Below are 15359 nucleotides of genomic sequence, written 5' to 3' on the forward strand. Positions count from 1 at the left end.
GTAGCCTGGGTGGTGACGCCTGGTGTGAAAAAATGGTAAGGGGAGAGCGGTGATTCCAATAGAACGACATCAGCGTATTTTAGCCCTGGTGGAGCAGCGTGGGGCGGTAAGCATTAACGAGCTGACGGAGATCCTCGGCGTGTCCCATATGACCATCCGTCGGGACGTCAGTAAACTGGAGGAGCAGGGGCTGCTGGTCAGCGTCTCGGGCGGCGTACGCGCCGTCAGCCGGCTGGCCGCGGAACCCAGTCATCTGGTGAAAAGCACGCTGCAGAGTGAGGAGAAACAGGCGATCGGCGCGCTGGCGGCGAGTCATATCGCTAAAAACAGTTGCATCTATCTGGATGCCGGGACTACCACCCTGGCGCTGGCGCGGGCGATCCTCGACCGGAACGATCTCCAGGTGGTCACCAATGATTTTGAGATAACCCAGCTGCTGATCGATGCCAGCCAGTGCGGCGTGATCCACACCGGCGGCACTCTGTGCCGGGAGAACCGCTCCTGCGTGGGCGAATCGGCGGCGCGTACGTTACGCCACCTGGCTATCGATACGGCCTTTATCTCCGCCAGCGGCTGGGACAGTCGCGGGATATTCACCCCTGATGAGAACAAGGTTACCGTCAAGGAGACCGTCAGCCAGGTCAGCGCGAGAAGCATCCTGCTGTGCGACAGTTCGAAATACAATCAGGTGGCCACGTTTATGGCGTTACCTTTGACCCGGTTCACCACCATCATTACCGACCGGCATCTTTCCGATGCCGCCGCCAGTCATATCGCCCGGCACGCCTGCGAGGTGCTGCGGGCCGGATAACGCGCGCGGCCACCGCCGGCTTAGCGTTGCCAGTGCTCGATCAGCGCCGCGCCGATCCCGGCGATTTGCTGATTTCGCTCGGCCATGCTCGCCGGCGTATCCCGCAGATAAATCACCACAATGCGCTCTGCTTTGTTATTCGGGCCAAGCAGGGCGACAATCCCGCGCGCACCCCGCTTGCTAGCTCCGGTCTTATCGGCGATAAACCAGCCCGCCGGCAGCACGGAGCGGATCAACGGTCCGGCGACCCGATCGTCCACCATCCACTGCAGCAGCTGCCGTTGCGAACGGGCGCTCAGACGCTGGCTGGTCAGCAGCTTGCGCAGGGTCGCGGCCATGCTGGCCGGGGTAGTGGTGTCGCGGGCGTCGCCGGGAAGCGCCTCATTCAGTTCCGTTTCCCAGCGGTCAAGGCGGGTGACGTTGTCGCCGATCTGGCGCAAAAAGGCAGTCAATCCTGCGGGGCCGCCGACGGTGGCCAGCAGCAGATTGGCGGCGCTGTTATCGCTCATGGTAATGGCGGCGGCGCAGAGTTCGCCGACCGTCATGCCGTCGGCAAGGTGTTTTTCGCTGACCGGCGAGTAGTCCACCAGATCCTGCTGGCGATAGTGGATCTTTCGCTCCAGCTGTTCGTCACCGGCATCCACCCGCGCCAGCACTGCGCCGCAGAGCACTACTTTAAAGGTGCTCATCATGGGAAAGCGTTCATCGGCGCGCCAGGCGGTCAGCGTGCGGCCGCTGGCCAGATCCATTTCTATCATGCCTACGCGGCCCGACAGCTGGCTTTCGCTTTGTTTAATTTGCTCAAGCGGCTGCGGGCTGGCGTGTACCGCCAGCGGCAGGGTGGCTAACAGGGAGATAATACACAGGCGAATATAACGCATAACCACAATACATCCTTGAGTGAAGGCCGATAAAGGCGAGTAAAGAAGCGACAAATAAGAATAACCCGGCGTTGGCACTGTTGCAAATAGTCGGTGGTGATAAACTTATCATCCCCTTTTGCTGATGGAGCTGCACATGAACCCATTCAAAGGCCGGCATTTTCAGCGTGACATCATTCTGTGGGCCGTACGCTGGTACTGCAAATACGGCATCAGTTACCGTGAGCTGCAGGAGATGCTGGCTGAACGCGGAGTGAATGTCGATCACTCCACGATTTACCGCTGGGTTCAGCGTTATGCGCCTGAAATGGAAAAACGGCTGCGCTGGTACTGGCGTAACCCTTCCGATCTTTGCCCGTGGCACATGGATGAAACCTACGTGAAGGTCAATGGCCGCTGGGCGTATCTGTACCGGGCCGTCGACAGCCGGGGCCGCACTGTCGATTTTTATCTCTCCTCCCGTCGTAACAGCAAAGCTGCATACCGGTTTCTGGGTAAAATCCTCAACAACGTGAAGAAGTGGCAGATCCCGCGATTCATCAACACGGATAAAGCGCCCGCCTATGGTCGCGCGCTTGCTCTGCTCAAACGCGAAGGCCGGTGCCCGTCTGACGTTGAACACCGACAGATTAAGTACCGGAACAACGTGATTGAATGCGATCATGGCAAACTGAAACGGATAATCGGCGCCACGCTGGGATTTAAATCCATGAAGACGGCTTACGCCACCATCAAAGGTATTGAGGTGATGCGTGCACTACGCAAAGGCCAGGCCTCAGCATTTTATTATGGTGATCCCCTGGGCGAAATGCGCCTGGTAAGCAGAGTTTTTGAAATGTAAGGCCTTTGAATAAGACAAAAGGCTGCCTCATCGCTAACTTTGCAACAGTGCCGAAAACTGTAACCCCAGGCGCGGGATAACCGGTGGGAGAGCGTTGTGCAGTACGTGACGGCGTAAAATCGTTAACCGTGACAGACCACGAGTCGCCGCCGCTTTGACATAGTTTTGATCAAAGACCTCAATAGTGCTGATACGCATCAGACGAATAACTTCCGTCGTCGGTGCCACGGAGAGCGTTAACACCGGAAGCACCATATGGCGGATGGCACTGACCAGCATTTCATCGCGCCAGGGCGAGTCGGAGATCCAGGCGTCAATAATGGCAAACCCGGTTACGGGTTTTACTTCATAAAGCAGATCAAAACGCCCTGATACGGGTAACCAGCCGAGGGTTAGTGAGAATAGCAACGTCAGCAGCAGCGCCAGCCAAAAAACCGGAATAGAGAAGCCCATCAGAGCCAATGCGCTGATGCAACGATCCTGCCATTTATTACGCGTTATGCCCGCCAACATGCCGATGGGGATCCCGACCATTAGTGCAAAACCAAATGCCAGAATGCACAGTTCCATTGTTGCCGGGAACACCTCTTTCAGTTGTTCTGAGATCAACTGGCCGTTAATACTGGACACACCAAAATCCCAGTGAATCAGGCCATTGAACCAGAATACCCAAGCGTTCCACAGCGATGCGCCCTGTAACGGCGCATGGGGGGTGAAATAACTCAGACTGAAGCCAATAAAGGTCAGGAAGAACAAAGTGACCAGCAATAATAAAAATCGGCGTAGGGTGAAGATAATCATGGTTTTTTCACCTCGTCAGCCTTTTCCCTGGAAACCCCGGCAAAAGAAGCGTTGCCGAACGGACTGAGCACCAGCCCTTTGATGTCATAGCGGTAAGCCTGCAAACGGAGCGAAGAGGCCAGAGGCAGGATCGGCAACTCGCGCGCAAGAATATTTTGCGCTTCGTCGTAGGCATCAATTCGCGAGGAGAGTTGTTGCGAAGAGAGGGCTTTGCGCAAAATGCTGTCAAACTCGGGATTGCACCAGTGGGCAAAATTGGTCTGCGAGTTAATGGCGGCACAGCTAAGCATCGGTCGGAAAAAGCTGTCAGGATCGTTACTGTCAGTTGCCCAACCGGACAACGTCAGATCATGGTTCATATCCATTAATCGCGCCTCCTGAAAACGGCCCTCTACCGGGATGATCTTCACTTTCACACCCACCTGAGCCATATCAGCCTGAATCAGCTCTGCGGTTTTCAGCGGACTGGGGTTCCAGGCCTGAGAGCTGGTAGGTACCCAGAGTTGTAACGTCAGGTTTTCCAGCCCCAGCGCTTTTAACTGCTCGCGCGATTTTGCCGGGTTGTACTCGGTAATTTTAGCTTCGTTGTCATAAGCCCACGAGGCGCGAGGCAAAATAGATGCCGCGGTTTCCGCCGTACCGTAGTAAATAGATTGCATTAACCGTTGGTTGTTAATGGCCAGCGCTAGCGCATGTCGTACGGCAGGGTTGTTCAACGGCGGTTTATCCGTGTTGAACGCCAGATAGGCGATATTCATCCCCGGACGCAGCGTCAGGCGCAGCCGCGGGTCATCACGCAGTATGCTGAGCTGGCTGGCGGCAGGCCATGCCAGGACGTCGCACTCGCCGGTCAGTAATTTCGATAAGCGTCCGGTCCCGCCAGAGCCGAGATCCACCACGACCTGCGGCATCAAGGGGGTACCACGCCAGAATTTTTCATGCCGTTGTAGGCGAATATATTGGCCTGCACGATTTTCTGAAAGTTGGTACGGGCCTGTGCCGACGGGTTGTCTGTCGAGTAATTCCTGGCGATCCTGTTTTGCTAATTTGGCGGCATATTCGGCCGACATCACAGAGGCATAATGTGTGGCAAGGTGCCACAAGAAGGAGGCGTCGGGTTGATTTAAGCGAAATTCAACGGTGTTGTTGTCCAGTTTACGCACGCTTTGGACGTTATCGGCGAACTGCAGGCTATCAAAATAAGGAAAACTGCTACCATTGACATTATGCCACGGATGCTGGCGATCAAAGATGCGCTCGAAGGTAAATACCACATCGTCCGCATTTAGTTTGCGGGTGGGCGTGAACCAGGCAGTCTTTTGAAACGGAACATCGCGTCGTAAATGGAAGCGGTAGGTTGCGCCGTTATCTAATACTTCCCAGCTTTCAGCCAGTTCTGGCACCAGGCGATAGGTGTAGGGATCGACATCAAGCAGTAGGTCATACAATTGGGCCGCTAATGTGTCTACGATGAGACCGCTGCTTGCTTTTTGTGGATTGAACGTATTGACCTGCCCGCTAACGCAATAGACAAAGCCACTGTCACGAATATCAGCGTACGAGGCCTGCTCAGGCGCAGCTGCAGCCTGACCACTCAGAAATCCAGCCATCACGATCAGAGATGATAAAACCAGGCGCATAATTTTAAAGGGTTATATATAAAGAAGCTATCTTACTAATACTTAATGACATTTGCCATTACCGTTTGTTTTTGGGGCAGTGGGGTTGATAACCGCGAATTCGACATCGCGTACTGGTCAAAATTCATACCCGCTATCCACTTTGCATATACTCTTGTAGCTATCTTAGCATTTTCATGGCCCCTCTGACTCGCTTAAACGCTGGATTTGCTGCCAGAGAGATTATGTGAGGTGTCTGACGGGGAAAATGAATCTGTTGTGTGGGAGGCGGGAAGAGTGAATTTCTTCCCGGCTGAGGTATTACTTCTGGATTTTATTAACGCGCACCACCGGCGGTTGCATTTTAGCGTCAAGGCTACCGTTAATGCTGATCATTTGATCGGGTTTTATCGTTCGGCCATCAAAGACCGCAAGCGGGATTAGCGTATTGATACTGCCGGTTTTGTCACGGAAGATAAACTTATCTCCTCCCTGATCCTCAATGAGATTACCTCGTAAAGAGATGGTCGCACCGTCATGCATGGTTTTAGCTTGTTCGACGGTCATGATTCTTGCATTTTCAGTGCCGCGATAGCCTTCATCCAGTGCATGGGCAGGTGGCGGGGCGGTATCTTTTTTCAATCCGCCATTATCATCGGCAAACGCTGATGGCAATAAAAAACAGAACAGTAAGGGGGCGAACGATATTTTCATAGAGCCTCCATTGAAATTGATTTGACTTATTAAGTTTGGTAGCTATTTATTAATCTGGCGAGTGGGATAAGTCTCAAATTGTAATTTTTCAATAAAACAACGGCTTGGTGTTATATAAGCGAGGCGGGGAGATGAACAGAGAGAAAACCCATTTTCAAGGAGTAAAAGAGAGCCTGCGTTTTCTGAATTTTGAATCTGGCTTTCACAAGATTGGTTTTATCTGTTTGCTCTGCATTGTTTTTCTTGCTTCGGTGGGAGCGTTTTCCGGCGGATATTTAAGTGAGGTGACGAGAAAAAACACCTTAAAGACAACAGGGTTACAGTACGAAAGGTTTGGGCGCTTGCAAACGGAATTTAAATTTAAAATCTCTGCACAAAAGTATGATTCTGTGAACAAGACGTTGCGCATTGGCGGCGATTTCAACAAATTTTATGAAATGGAAAATATTTGGCCGCAGCCAGACAGCATGTACAGCAAGGGGAACGATCTTTACCTCGTCTACAATGATTCTGAAGCAATGCAGAACTTTACTATCTGGCTGCGGGTTACGCCCGTGAAGCCAGGAAGCGTAAAGAGTTTTCTCCAGCTAAATGGCGAACCTGAAATCCGCTTCAGACAATTTATTTATCCCTAGGAGGTGAGTATGGAGATGGTCTTCCGGGCATCCGCCATTTACCTTATTTTGCTGGTGGTTTTCAAAATAGCAGGTCGCCGGGCATTATTACAAATGACCAGCTTCGATCTGATTTTATTACTGATTATCAGTGAAGCAACTCAACAAGCCTTGTTGGGTAATGATTTTTCGATAACCGGCGCCATGATCACGATTGTCACTCTGGTTACTATTGATATTCTGTTCGGTTTCATTAAAAAAAAGGTGGGTGGGGCCGAATCCGTGCTGGATGGTTCCCCGGTTATCCTGCTTGATCACGGGATCCCTTTATTAGATAAAATGAAGAAAGTGGATGTCTCTCTTGAAGATATATTAGTCGCTGCGCGACAAAATCAGGGGATTACCGAATCAAGTAAAATCAAGTATGCCATTCTGGAACGCAACGGACATATTTCTGTCATTCCTGAAGAGAATTAGCGAGGCGGTAATGAATACGGAGTACAATGACGCAAAAACAGTCAATGAACTGACAAAACGGCTTGCAAACACGCTCATTGATAGCGATTTAACGTTGACCACCGCAGAATCCTGTACAGGAGGAAAGCTGGCCGCGGCGCTTTGCGCACAGGCGGATACCGCAGAATTTTATGATATCGGCGTTATAACCTTTAGCGATCGCGCCAAGCAGAAAATGCTCGACGTGCGGGCCAGTACGCTGAAGAAATATAGCGCCGTTAGTGAGCAAACGGTCAGTGAGATGTCTGTAGGAATACGTCAGCAAGCCGAAACCGATATCAGTATAGCCATCAGCGGATATGCAGGGCCGGAGGGTGGGGAGGATGGTACTCCCGCAGGAACCGTGTGGTTTGCGTGGAATTTCCGCGGACAGATAATAACAAAACGTGAGTGTTTTTCCGGGGATTGCCAGGACGTCATTGAAAAGGCGGTACGTTTTAGCCTGGCGGTATTGATTGAAGAAGTGTCAGCCTGGAAGAACAAATAAATAAACCAGGACTTATCCTAGGAAATATTTCAATGCTATGTGAAGTTATCGTCGTGAGAGCCAGGTTAATATTAGGAGAAAATTAAGTGGTAGGTAAATTATAAAGACCATGTCATTCATTTTGTTCTACGCTTATTAGTCTTTGCGATGAATGATGACTCACGAGAGGTGATTGAATGACTGACCTAAATAAAGGAAAACAGACCACCAATAAAACTAATTCAGAGCGTTTTCCGCAGCCGCCTTTTCCACATCAAAAACAACCTTTTCCGGGGCTCGCCGGAAAAATGCAACCGCGCCCCGATCATGGCGAACAAAGCTATCAGGGAAGCGGCAGGTTAAATGGTCGCAAGGTATTAATTACCGGTGGTGATTCAGGTATTGGGCGTGCTGTTGCCATTGCCTATGCCCGCGAAGGCGCCGATGTCGCGATTAATTATTTACCTGAAGAAGAGGACGATGCTCGTGAGGTTGTTGAGTTGATAAAAAAAGCTGGGAGAAAAGTTGCGGCGATTCCCGGCGATATTCGTGACGAAACTTTTTGTAACCATCTGGTAAAACAGGCGGTAGACGCGCTGGGAGGGTTGGATATCCTGGTGAATAACGCAGGCCGTCAGCAATTTTGTGAATCGATCGAAGACCTCACCACAGAAGAATTTGATGCGACATTCAAGACCAATGTCTACGCCATGTTTTGGATCACCAAGGCGGCTATTCCCCATTTCTCCCGAGACAGCGTGATTATTAACACCTCATCGGTACAGGCTTATGAGCCGAGTGAGATCCTGCTTGATTATGCTCAGACCAAGGCGGCGATAGTGGCATTTACTAAATCGCTGGCGAAGCAACTGGCCCCTAAAGGGATCCGTGTAAATGCTGTCGCGCCTGGGCCGTACTGGACGGTATTGCAGTGCTGCGGCGGCCAACCACAGGAAAAAATTGAGAAATTTGGTGCAAATGCGCCGCTTGGTCGCCCTGGCCAACCGGTAGAAATTGCTCCGCTGTATGTCACTTTAGCGGCTGAAGAGAACAGCTATACATCCGGTCAGGTATGGTGTTCTGACGGGGGGACCGGAACCCTCTGACGTTTATGCCCCCGAAGTCGAAACGTCTGAGGGGGAAAGCCAGCCCGGACAATATTGTATAAGGGCAGGGGGCGGCATATACCGCTCCCTGAACATTAACCCATGACAGCGATACCAAGACGTTCCAGGAGCAACGATGCCTGGTAGCTGTCCAGTTTGACGCCTTGCAAATCAACCCCGCGGATATCTAAATCGCCCAGTTCCGAATTGGTCAAATCACAGTGCGTAACGTTTGCTGCTCGCCAGTCGAAGGATGAAAACTCGCCGCCAGAGAGGTCTGATCCACTGAACGTTGCGCCCAGCACCTGAGTACCCATCCAGCGGTTTTCCCACAGCTCGCACTTTTCCAGTACGACTTTTGAAAAGTTGGCGTAGCTTAAGTTGGTATTGGTGATATAGGCGCTACAAAACCAGGTGCGGGTGGTGATCATATTCATAAAACTTGCGCCGCGAAAATCTGACCCTTGTGCCCGGCAGTGGCGAATTTCGATTCCCAGCGCATTGATATTCCTGAAATCAGCCATGGAGAGATCACAACTTTTGAAAATGGCATCTTTCAGGTTAGCGCGACTAAAATTACATCCTTTCTGACTTTCTCGATCATAAAACTGGCAGCCAATAAATTCAGTGCCGCTAAGGTCGGCACCCGAAAAATCACAGTTGAAAAATGTGCTATTTTCAACTTTTTCACCGGTGAACCTGTTTCTGTCAATTTTTTCGCCAACTAACGCCAGAGTCATCATGATTAACCTGTTTTTTTATACAGTGATTGCAACATGGTAAACTGTTTTAACTCTCGCGTCCAACGTCTGCCCCTGCACGCTAAATTTGGTGTTTCTTCAGTAATGCGCGGAGTTGATGGTAGGTCAGACCTAATAATTCAGCGGCTTTTTTCTGATTAAATTTCGCCTGCTGTAAGCTGGTTTGCAAAAATTCCTTCTCCTGCTGCTGTTGGAATTCACGCAGATCCAGCGGTAGGGTTACTGATGTATGTCTGGTTTCTTGCGCCAGCGGCGGTGCGGCGTGACGCCTGAACGGGTCAATCACAATCTCATTCAGTGGGTAATCGCTGGTCCCGTGTCGGTATACCGAACGCTCCACGACGTTTTTCAGTTCACGAATATTGCCCGGCCAACGGTAGTGGAGGAGCGTTTCTTTGGCCTCATCGGTGAACCCAGGAAACAACGGTAACCCGATCTCACGGCACATCTGAATGGCAAAATGTTCAGCCATTAACATGATATCGCTTTGACGTTCGCGTAACGGGGGAAGTTGCACCACGTCAAAGGCCAGACGATCCAGCAGGTCGGCGCGGAACGTGCCTTCACTCACCATGCGTGGCAGGTCGGCGTTGGTTGCGCAAACCAGTCTTACATTGACCTGCAGAGGTTGGCTACCGCCTACGCGTTCCAGCTCTCCGTACTCAATAACGCGCAGCAGTTTTTCCTGTACCAGCATCGGGGCGGTTGCCAGTTCATCAAGAAACAGTGTGCCGCCATCGGCGCGCTCGAACCGACCTGGGTGACGTTTCTGCGCGCCGGTAAAGGCGCCCGCTTCGTGCCCAAAGAGTTCGGAATCAAGTAAATTTTCGTTGAGCGCGGCGCAGTTAAGTGAAATAAACGGGCCTTGCCAACGGGTTGAGAGGTAGTGCAGGCGGTTGGCGATAAGCTCTTTCCCTGTTCCTCGTTCCCCAATGACCAGCACAGGTTTATCCAGCGGCGCGAGACGAGAAACCTGCTCCAGCACTTCAATAAAGCTGTTCGCTTCGCCCAGCAGATTATCTTTGTATCCTGCCATGATGAAATTCACCATTTGTTAGTGTTATTCACCAATTTACCCTATTTATCCCGACAGGTAAAATTAGTTATTTTCAAATATTTCAATGAATTAAAAAGTTGGCATGCGAAGTGCATTAGAACAGCAGCAGGGCATTGCCCGATATCAGAACAGTAAGTGAGGATTACATTATGGGTATTTTTTCTCGTTTTGCCGACATCGTGAACGCCAACATTAATGCGTTGCTGGAAAAGGCTGAAGATCCGCAGAAGCTGGTGCGGTTGATGATCCAGGAAATGGAAGACACGCTGGTTGAGGTGCGCTCCAACTCCGCACGCGCGCTGGCAGAAAAGAAACAGTTATCGCGTCGTATTGAACAGGCCAGCGCCCAACAGGCAGAGTGGCAGGAAAAAGCAGAGCTGGCGCTGCGTAAAGAAAAAGAAGATTTGGCGCGTTCTGCGTTAATCGAAAAGCAGAAACTGACTGACCTGATTGCCTCCCTGGAGCATGAGGTGACGCTGGTTGACGATACGCTGGCGCGTATGAAAAAAGAGATCGGTGAACTGGAAAACAAACTCAGTGAAACCCGTGCTCGTCAGCAGGCATTGATGTTGCGCCATCAGGCGGCGAGTTCTTCCCGTGATGTTCGTCGTCAACTGGACAGCGGCAAACTGGATGAAGCGATGGCTCGCTTTGAATCTTTTGAGCGTCGTATCGATCAAATGGAAGCTGAAGCTGAAAGCCATAACTTCGGTAAGCAGAAGTCTTTGGATCAGCAATTTGCTGACCTGAAAGCAGATGATGAAATCAGCGAGCAGTTGGCGCAATTGAAAGCCAAAATGCAGCAAGACAAGCAATAATAATATCTGGCGGTGCCCGAACGCGCCGCCGCTCATCACCTGTAAGGAGTACTCATGAGCGCGCTATTTCTGGCCATCCCGTTAACCATCTTTGTGCTGTTCGTCTTACCGATTTGGCTCTGGCTGCATTACAGCAATCGTTCCAGTCGCGGCGAGCTGGCGCAAAGTGAACAACAGCGTCTGGTAGAACTTAACCAGGACGCACAGCGGATGCGTGAGCGCATTCAAGCGCTGGAAGACATCCTTGATGCTGAACATCCAAACTGGAGGGACCGCTAATGGGGGGCGTTAATCTGAATAAAAAACTGTGGCGTATACCGCAGCAGGGCATGGTGAAAGGGGTTTGCGCGGGTATTGCGCATTATCTCGATGTTCCTGTGAAACTGGTGCGGATCCTGGTGGTGCTGTCCATCTTTTTTGGTCTGGCCTTTTTCACCTTTGTCGCCTACATCGTACTGACGTTTGTGTTGGATCCGATGCCAGACAACGTGGTTTCCGGAGAACAGCAGCCATCAAGCGGTGAGCTATTGGATGCTGTCGATCGTGAACTGGCTGCAAGTGAAAAGCGTTTGCGTGAGATGGAGCGTTATGTAACGTCTGATACTTTTACATTACGCAGCCGCTTCCGCCAATTGTGAGGTTAGAAATGAATAATCGCTGGCAACGTGCCGGGCAAAGGGTTAAGCCGGGCATTAAAATAGCAGGTAAGCTGGTGCTACTGACTGCGCTGCGCTATGGCCCGGCTGGGGTAGCAGGGTGGGCGGTGAAGTCCGTGGCCCGACGTCCGCTAAAAATGTTGCTGGCGTTAGTATTGGAACCTTTGTTGAGCCGGGCAGCGACAAAATTGTCGAAACGCTATTCAGGTAATCAACCCTGATATCCGAAACAACAAAAGCAAGCAACATTTAGTCAACATTCCCCCAGTTAATTTGCGGCAGAGTAGTCTCTTGTGTCATGGGATCGCTACCAATAGAAATGAAGGTGAAAGCGACAGACTCCATTATGCAGGTATCGGTGTGAATTACGCATTCTAAAATGCACTGGGGCATTGTTATGCCCCAGTTTTTATACCAGTGAGTCGGCTAACGATATTTGTGTACCCACGGTGATATTTTGTAAACCTTTCTCACCGGCAATCAGGCTAAATAATAAATTACAGCTTTGTTCGCCGAGCTGCTGGGTTGGGACATCAATGCCTCCCGGCACGGGCGTCAGCATAAATGACAACAGTTCATTACAGTGACGGTATACGGCACCGGCTTGCCGTCACGGGTCATAGACAGACGCGATTCCAGATTTTTGACATCAGCGGGGGCATTGAAGGTCAGGCCGATAATGGCGTGTTTTTTCATCGGATCTTGCGGATCCTGATAGAACTCCGCCCGGCCGCCGCGATAATAAAACTCAGGGGTGGTAAAGGTTTTTTGTTTCTCTGTTAACGCCACCTGCGGAGCCAGCAGTGTTTTGGCATCCATATCGACGGTGTAGGTTTTCCCCATCGGGAAGGTTTTTTTCGCCGTGAATACCAGCTTACGGTCATTACGCCACTGCCACTCACCTTCCATTGCGGGGGTCAGGGTAATACCGGCGGTGACCGGTTTACCGATCAGCGTTACCGGTGCGGCAGAGCGGGAGAATGTCACCACCACAATCTGCGCTGAATTATCATCACGGTTATAATTAACCGCCGAAGGGCGCTGCACAGACGCGGAAATATCCTGCACCACCAGCGGCGCAACATCCACCGGCTTCGGTTTGTTCTGATACCAGTGCCAGGTGTAATAACTGCCCGCTGCCACCGCAGCAGTCAGTAATAATAAGGCAGATATGGTTTTCGGATAGCGGTTGCCCCCCCGCTCCAGCCGGGCAAGCTGATTACCGGCAAAGGTCACCCAGCCCGGCACCGCCCAGCGGATCCGTCCGGTGAACGGGCGCAGCAGAAAACCCAGCAGAGTAAAGAGATAAACAAGACTGCGAGCCGCCAGACGCAGCAAAATAAAAGGTAAGCGGAGGATAAAACGCAGAACGTCCATGACAACATTTTCCTCTGTGTGTTGAGACTGACATCAGTTTGCCGCAGCACACAGTGAAATCCGGTTCAGCCGGAAGCTGTCAGTGCCCGATACTCTCATCCTCCATAAAACAGCCCATAAAGCAAATTATTGCATAAGGAATAATCTTAAATTACGGCCCCGGCGTATCCGCAGGGGCCTGTTCAGGAAAAAAATTATTCCAGTGCACTCAAAATAGCCTGTGCAGCTTTGACTCTTTCGGTATTCGGGTAGTTTTTATTCGCCAGAATCACAATCGCCACCTGTTTTTCCGGAATAAAGGCGACATAGGCGCCGAAACCAGTTGTTGCGCCCGTTTTATGCACCCAGGAAGCACGGTTATACGGCTGAACCTGGTTGTCTGTTACCGGATGCGGCTGCAATGCGACCTCGTTGGTCACACCGTTAATGATCATATCTTTCTGCTGCGGCCAGTCATACATTTCCCAGCCCAGCCCCTGGTTAATCGCGGCGGTTTTATAGTAGCGGGTCTGGGCGAGATACATTGCCATTTCCAGATCCGCATTACCGGCCCGTGACGGCTCCATATTCATTTCCGCCCAGCGCAGCATATCTTTTGAGGCGGATTTCACGCCGTAAGATTCCGCATCAAGCTGTCCCGGCGACACGCGGACCGGTTTTTTGTTTTTATAACCGTACGCATACTGGCTTTGCGCACTTTCCGGCACAGTAATAAAGGTGTGAGATAACCCCAGCGGTGCCAGGATCCGTGCAGTCAGCAACTGCTCATACGGCATCCCCGCCGCGTTTGCGGTCAGAGCACCAAACAGGCCGATACTGCTGTTTGCATACAGACGCATATCGCCCGGTTTCCGGGACGGCTGCCACTGCTGATAGAAATTCAGCAGATCCGCACGGCTTTTTACCGCATCCGGCACCTGTAACGGCAGTCCGCCTGCGGTATAGGTAGCCAGATCCAGCAATGTGATCCCCTTCCACTGCGGCAGAGCCAGCTCCGGCTGGTATTTTGCCGCCGGATCATTCAGCGCCATCTCTTTTTTCGCCACAGAAACCGCACCCAGCACACCTGTGAAAGTTTTACTTACAGATCCGAGCTCAAATAGTGTATTTTCAGTGACCGGCTGTTTTGCCTGAATATCGGCAAAACCATAATTGAAATAATAGGGCTTACCCTTTACGGAGACGGCAACCGCCATCCCGGGAATATCCTGCTGTGCCATCAGCGGTTTAATGGTGCTGTCCACCACCGCCGCGACATTATCAGCGGCAGAAAACCCCGGGGCGGAAAACGCCAGCAGAGCGGAAATCAGTGTTGCAGATAACGATTTTTTCATCAGAATTAACCTTCCGTGTGTGAGTAACGGCGGCAAGTATCGTCAGATTCACCGGACAGAACAAACGGTTATTTATAACAAGAGCCTAAAGAAAAACTTACAGGTGGATTATGGTCAGACGTTATCTCCCCCTTAACCCGCTGCGCGCCTTTGAGGCCGCCGCCCGTCATCTCAGTTTTACCCGCGCGGCGATTGAGCTGAATGTCACCCATGCCGCCGTCAGCCAGCAGGTCAGGGCGCTGGAAGAACAACTCGGCTGTGTGCTGTTTACCCGCGTCTCGCGCGGGCTGGTGCTGACCCATGAAGGTGAGGGATTACTGCCGGTGCTCAATGAGGCGTTTGACCGGATTGCGGATACTCTGGAGTGTTTTTCTCACGGGCAGTTCCGTGAGCGGGTGAAAGTCGGTGCGGTGGGAACATTTGCCGCAGGCTGGCTGCTGCCGCGTCTGGCCGGATTCTATGACAGCCATCCGCATATTGATCTGCATATCTCCACCCATAACAATCATGTGGACCCGGCGGCGGAAGGGCATGATTATACGATCCGTTTCGGTAACGGCGCGTGGCATGAGTCAGATGCGGAACTGATTTTCAGTGCACCACACGCTCCGCTGTGCTCACCGGCCATTGCAGAACAGTTACAGCAGCCGGATGATGTTCACCGCTTTACCCTGCTGCGCTCATTCCGCCGGGATGAATGGAGCCGCTGGCTGGATTGTGCGGGCGGCACACCGCCTTCCCCGTCACAGCCGGTAATGGTGTTCGATACCTCACTGGCCATGGCCGAGGCGGCACAACTGGGTGCCGGGGTAGCGATCGCACCGGTATGTATGTTCAGCCGCCTGTTACAGTCAGGCGCACTGGTACAGCCGTTTGCCGCAGAAATCACCCTCGGCGGCTACTGGCTGACGCGGTTACAGTCCCGTACGGAAACCCCGGCCATGCAGCAATTCGCCCGCTGGCTGCTGAATACGGCGGCGGCGTAAA

The 15359-nt window shown here is 51.8% G+C and carries 18 protein-coding genes and 2 pseudogenes; 11 read left to right on the forward strand and 9 right to left on the reverse strand.

Annotated elements, in window-relative coordinates:
- Window positions 1-49: 49 nt before the first annotated feature.
- Window positions 50-811 (forward strand): DeoR/GlpR family DNA-binding transcription regulator, encoded by a 762-nt coding sequence (locus tag KB892_RS28025; RefSeq protein WP_002210513.1) that lies wholly within the window; start codon window positions 50-52, stop codon window positions 809-811.
- 20 nt (window positions 812-831) lie between these two features.
- Here KB892_RS28025 and KB892_RS28030 read toward each other — a convergent pair whose 3' ends face one another.
- The gene (locus KB892_RS28030) at window positions 832-1692 is read right to left on the reverse strand and encodes an extended-spectrum class A beta-lactamase SHV-12 (RefSeq protein WP_002904004.1); all 861 of its coding nucleotides are present in this window, start codon (window positions 1690-1692) and stop codon (window positions 832-834) included.
- Window positions 1693-1828: 136 nt separating this feature from the next.
- Between KB892_RS28030 and KB892_RS28035 the strand changes: the two genes are divergently transcribed.
- On the forward strand, window positions 1829-2533 hold the full coding sequence (locus KB892_RS28035; RefSeq protein WP_001067855.1) for an IS6-like element IS26 family transposase: 705 nt from the start codon (window positions 1829-1831) through the stop codon (window positions 2531-2533).
- Window positions 2534-2575: 42 nt separating this feature from the next.
- On the opposite strand, the pseudogene sapB reads toward KB892_RS28035, so the two are convergent.
- The 3 genes and pseudogenes from sapB to KB892_RS28050 form a co-directional block, all read right to left on the reverse strand.
- Window positions 2576-3334, reverse strand: a pseudogene (sapB, locus tag KB892_RS28040) (putrescine export ABC transporter permease SapB); the annotation flags it as partial.
- A complete protein-coding gene (sapA, locus tag KB892_RS28045; RefSeq protein WP_119062600.1) occupies window positions 3331-4974 on the reverse strand; it encodes an ABC transporter substrate-binding protein SapA in 1644 nt (547 codons plus the stop codon). The pseudogene sapB and the gene sapA, both read right to left, overlap by 4 nt.
- Window positions 4975-5274: 300 nt before the next feature.
- Window positions 5275-5667: a YdeI family stress tolerance OB fold protein gene (locus KB892_RS28050; protein WP_004193269.1), complete on the reverse strand. Its 393-nt coding sequence runs from the start codon at window positions 5665-5667 to the stop codon at window positions 5275-5277.
- A gap of 131 nt (window positions 5668-5798) precedes the next feature.
- Here KB892_RS28050 and KB892_RS28055 point away from each other — a divergent pair, with 131 nt between their 5' ends.
- The 4 genes from KB892_RS28055 (at window position 5799) to KB892_RS28070 (ending at window position 8369) form a co-directional block, all read left to right on the forward strand.
- Complete coding sequence (locus tag KB892_RS28055) at window positions 5799-6302, forward strand: hypothetical protein (RefSeq protein WP_004193267.1); 504 nt, start codon at window positions 5799-5801, stop codon at window positions 6300-6302.
- 9 nt (window positions 6303-6311) lie between these two features.
- The gene (locus KB892_RS28060) at window positions 6312-6758 is read left to right on the forward strand and encodes a DUF421 domain-containing protein (protein ID WP_004193264.1); all 447 of its coding nucleotides are present in this window, start codon (window positions 6312-6314) and stop codon (window positions 6756-6758) included.
- Between the two features lie 10 nt (window positions 6759-6768).
- Window positions 6769-7284 carry a 2-oxo-tetronate isomerase gene (locus KB892_RS28065; RefSeq protein WP_017900989.1) on the forward strand — a complete coding sequence of 172 codons (516 nt, stop codon included), beginning with the start codon at window positions 6769-6771 and terminating at the stop codon, window positions 7282-7284.
- 176 nt (window positions 7285-7460) lie between these two features.
- Window positions 7461-8369, forward strand: a complete 909-nt coding sequence (locus tag KB892_RS28070) for an SDR family oxidoreductase (protein ID WP_004193260.1) — start codon at window positions 7461-7463, stop codon at window positions 8367-8369.
- 95 nt (window positions 8370-8464) lie between these two features.
- Here KB892_RS28070 and KB892_RS28075 read toward each other — a convergent pair whose 3' ends face one another.
- A complete protein-coding gene (locus KB892_RS28075) occupies window positions 8465-9109 on the reverse strand; it encodes a quinolone resistance pentapeptide repeat protein QnrB4 (RefSeq protein ID WP_017900990.1) in 645 nt (214 codons plus the stop codon).
- Window positions 9110-9191: 82 nt separating this feature from the next.
- On the reverse strand, window positions 9192-10181 hold the full coding sequence (gene pspF / locus KB892_RS28080; protein ID WP_017900991.1) for a phage shock protein operon transcriptional activator: 990 nt from the start codon (window positions 10179-10181) through the stop codon (window positions 9192-9194).
- Window positions 10182-10336: 155 nt separating this feature from the next.
- Here pspF and pspA point away from each other — a divergent pair, with 155 nt between their 5' ends.
- From pspA to pspD, 4 genes are read left to right on the forward strand one after another with little or no spacing between them, the layout of a single operon-like run.
- Complete coding sequence (gene pspA / locus KB892_RS28085) at window positions 10337-11005, forward strand: phage shock protein PspA (protein WP_003020532.1); 669 nt, start codon at window positions 10337-10339, stop codon at window positions 11003-11005.
- Between the two features lie 54 nt (window positions 11006-11059).
- Window positions 11060-11284, forward strand: a complete 225-nt coding sequence (pspB, locus tag KB892_RS28090) for an envelope stress response membrane protein PspB (protein ID WP_004193245.1) — start codon at window positions 11060-11062, stop codon at window positions 11282-11284.
- Entirely contained in the window at window positions 11284-11643 is a 360-nt protein-coding gene (pspC, locus tag KB892_RS28095) for an envelope stress response membrane protein PspC (protein ID WP_004193243.1), read from the forward strand. Before pspB ends, pspC begins: the two co-directional genes overlap by 1 nt.
- Before the next feature lie 8 nt (window positions 11644-11651).
- Window positions 11652-11882, forward strand: a complete 231-nt coding sequence (gene pspD, locus KB892_RS28100; protein ID WP_004193241.1) for a phage shock protein PspD — start codon at window positions 11652-11654, stop codon at window positions 11880-11882.
- A gap of 188 nt (window positions 11883-12070) precedes the next feature.
- On the opposite strand, the pseudogene KB892_RS31255 reads toward pspD, so the two are convergent.
- The 3 genes and pseudogenes from KB892_RS31255 to KB892_RS28110 all read right to left on the reverse strand — a co-directional run.
- Window positions 12071-12259: pseudogene (locus tag KB892_RS31255) on the reverse strand (LacI family transcriptional regulator); the annotation flags it as partial.
- Window positions 12217-13038: a hypothetical protein gene (locus tag KB892_RS28105; RefSeq protein ID WP_013214003.1), complete on the reverse strand. Its 822-nt coding sequence runs from the start codon at window positions 13036-13038 to the stop codon at window positions 12217-12219. The pseudogene KB892_RS31255 and the gene KB892_RS28105, both read right to left, overlap by 43 nt.
- Window positions 13039-13232: 194 nt before the next feature.
- Window positions 13233-14372 carry an extended-spectrum class C beta-lactamase DHA-1 gene (locus tag KB892_RS28110; RefSeq protein WP_004236386.1) on the reverse strand — a complete coding sequence of 380 codons (1140 nt, stop codon included), beginning with the start codon at window positions 14370-14372 and terminating at the stop codon, window positions 13233-13235.
- Between the two features lie 110 nt (window positions 14373-14482).
- On the opposite strand from KB892_RS28110, the gene ampR reads away from it, so the two are divergent.
- Window positions 14483-15358, forward strand: coding sequence for a LysR family transcriptional regulator AmpR (gene ampR, locus KB892_RS28115; RefSeq protein WP_004193231.1), 876 nt, complete (start codon window positions 14483-14485; stop codon window positions 15356-15358).
- Window position 15359 lies beyond the last annotated feature (1 nt).

It is taken from the genome of Klebsiella sp. P1927 (assembly GCF_018204675.1).
Taxonomy (GTDB): domain Bacteria; phylum Pseudomonadota; class Gammaproteobacteria; order Enterobacterales; family Enterobacteriaceae; genus Klebsiella; species Klebsiella pneumoniae.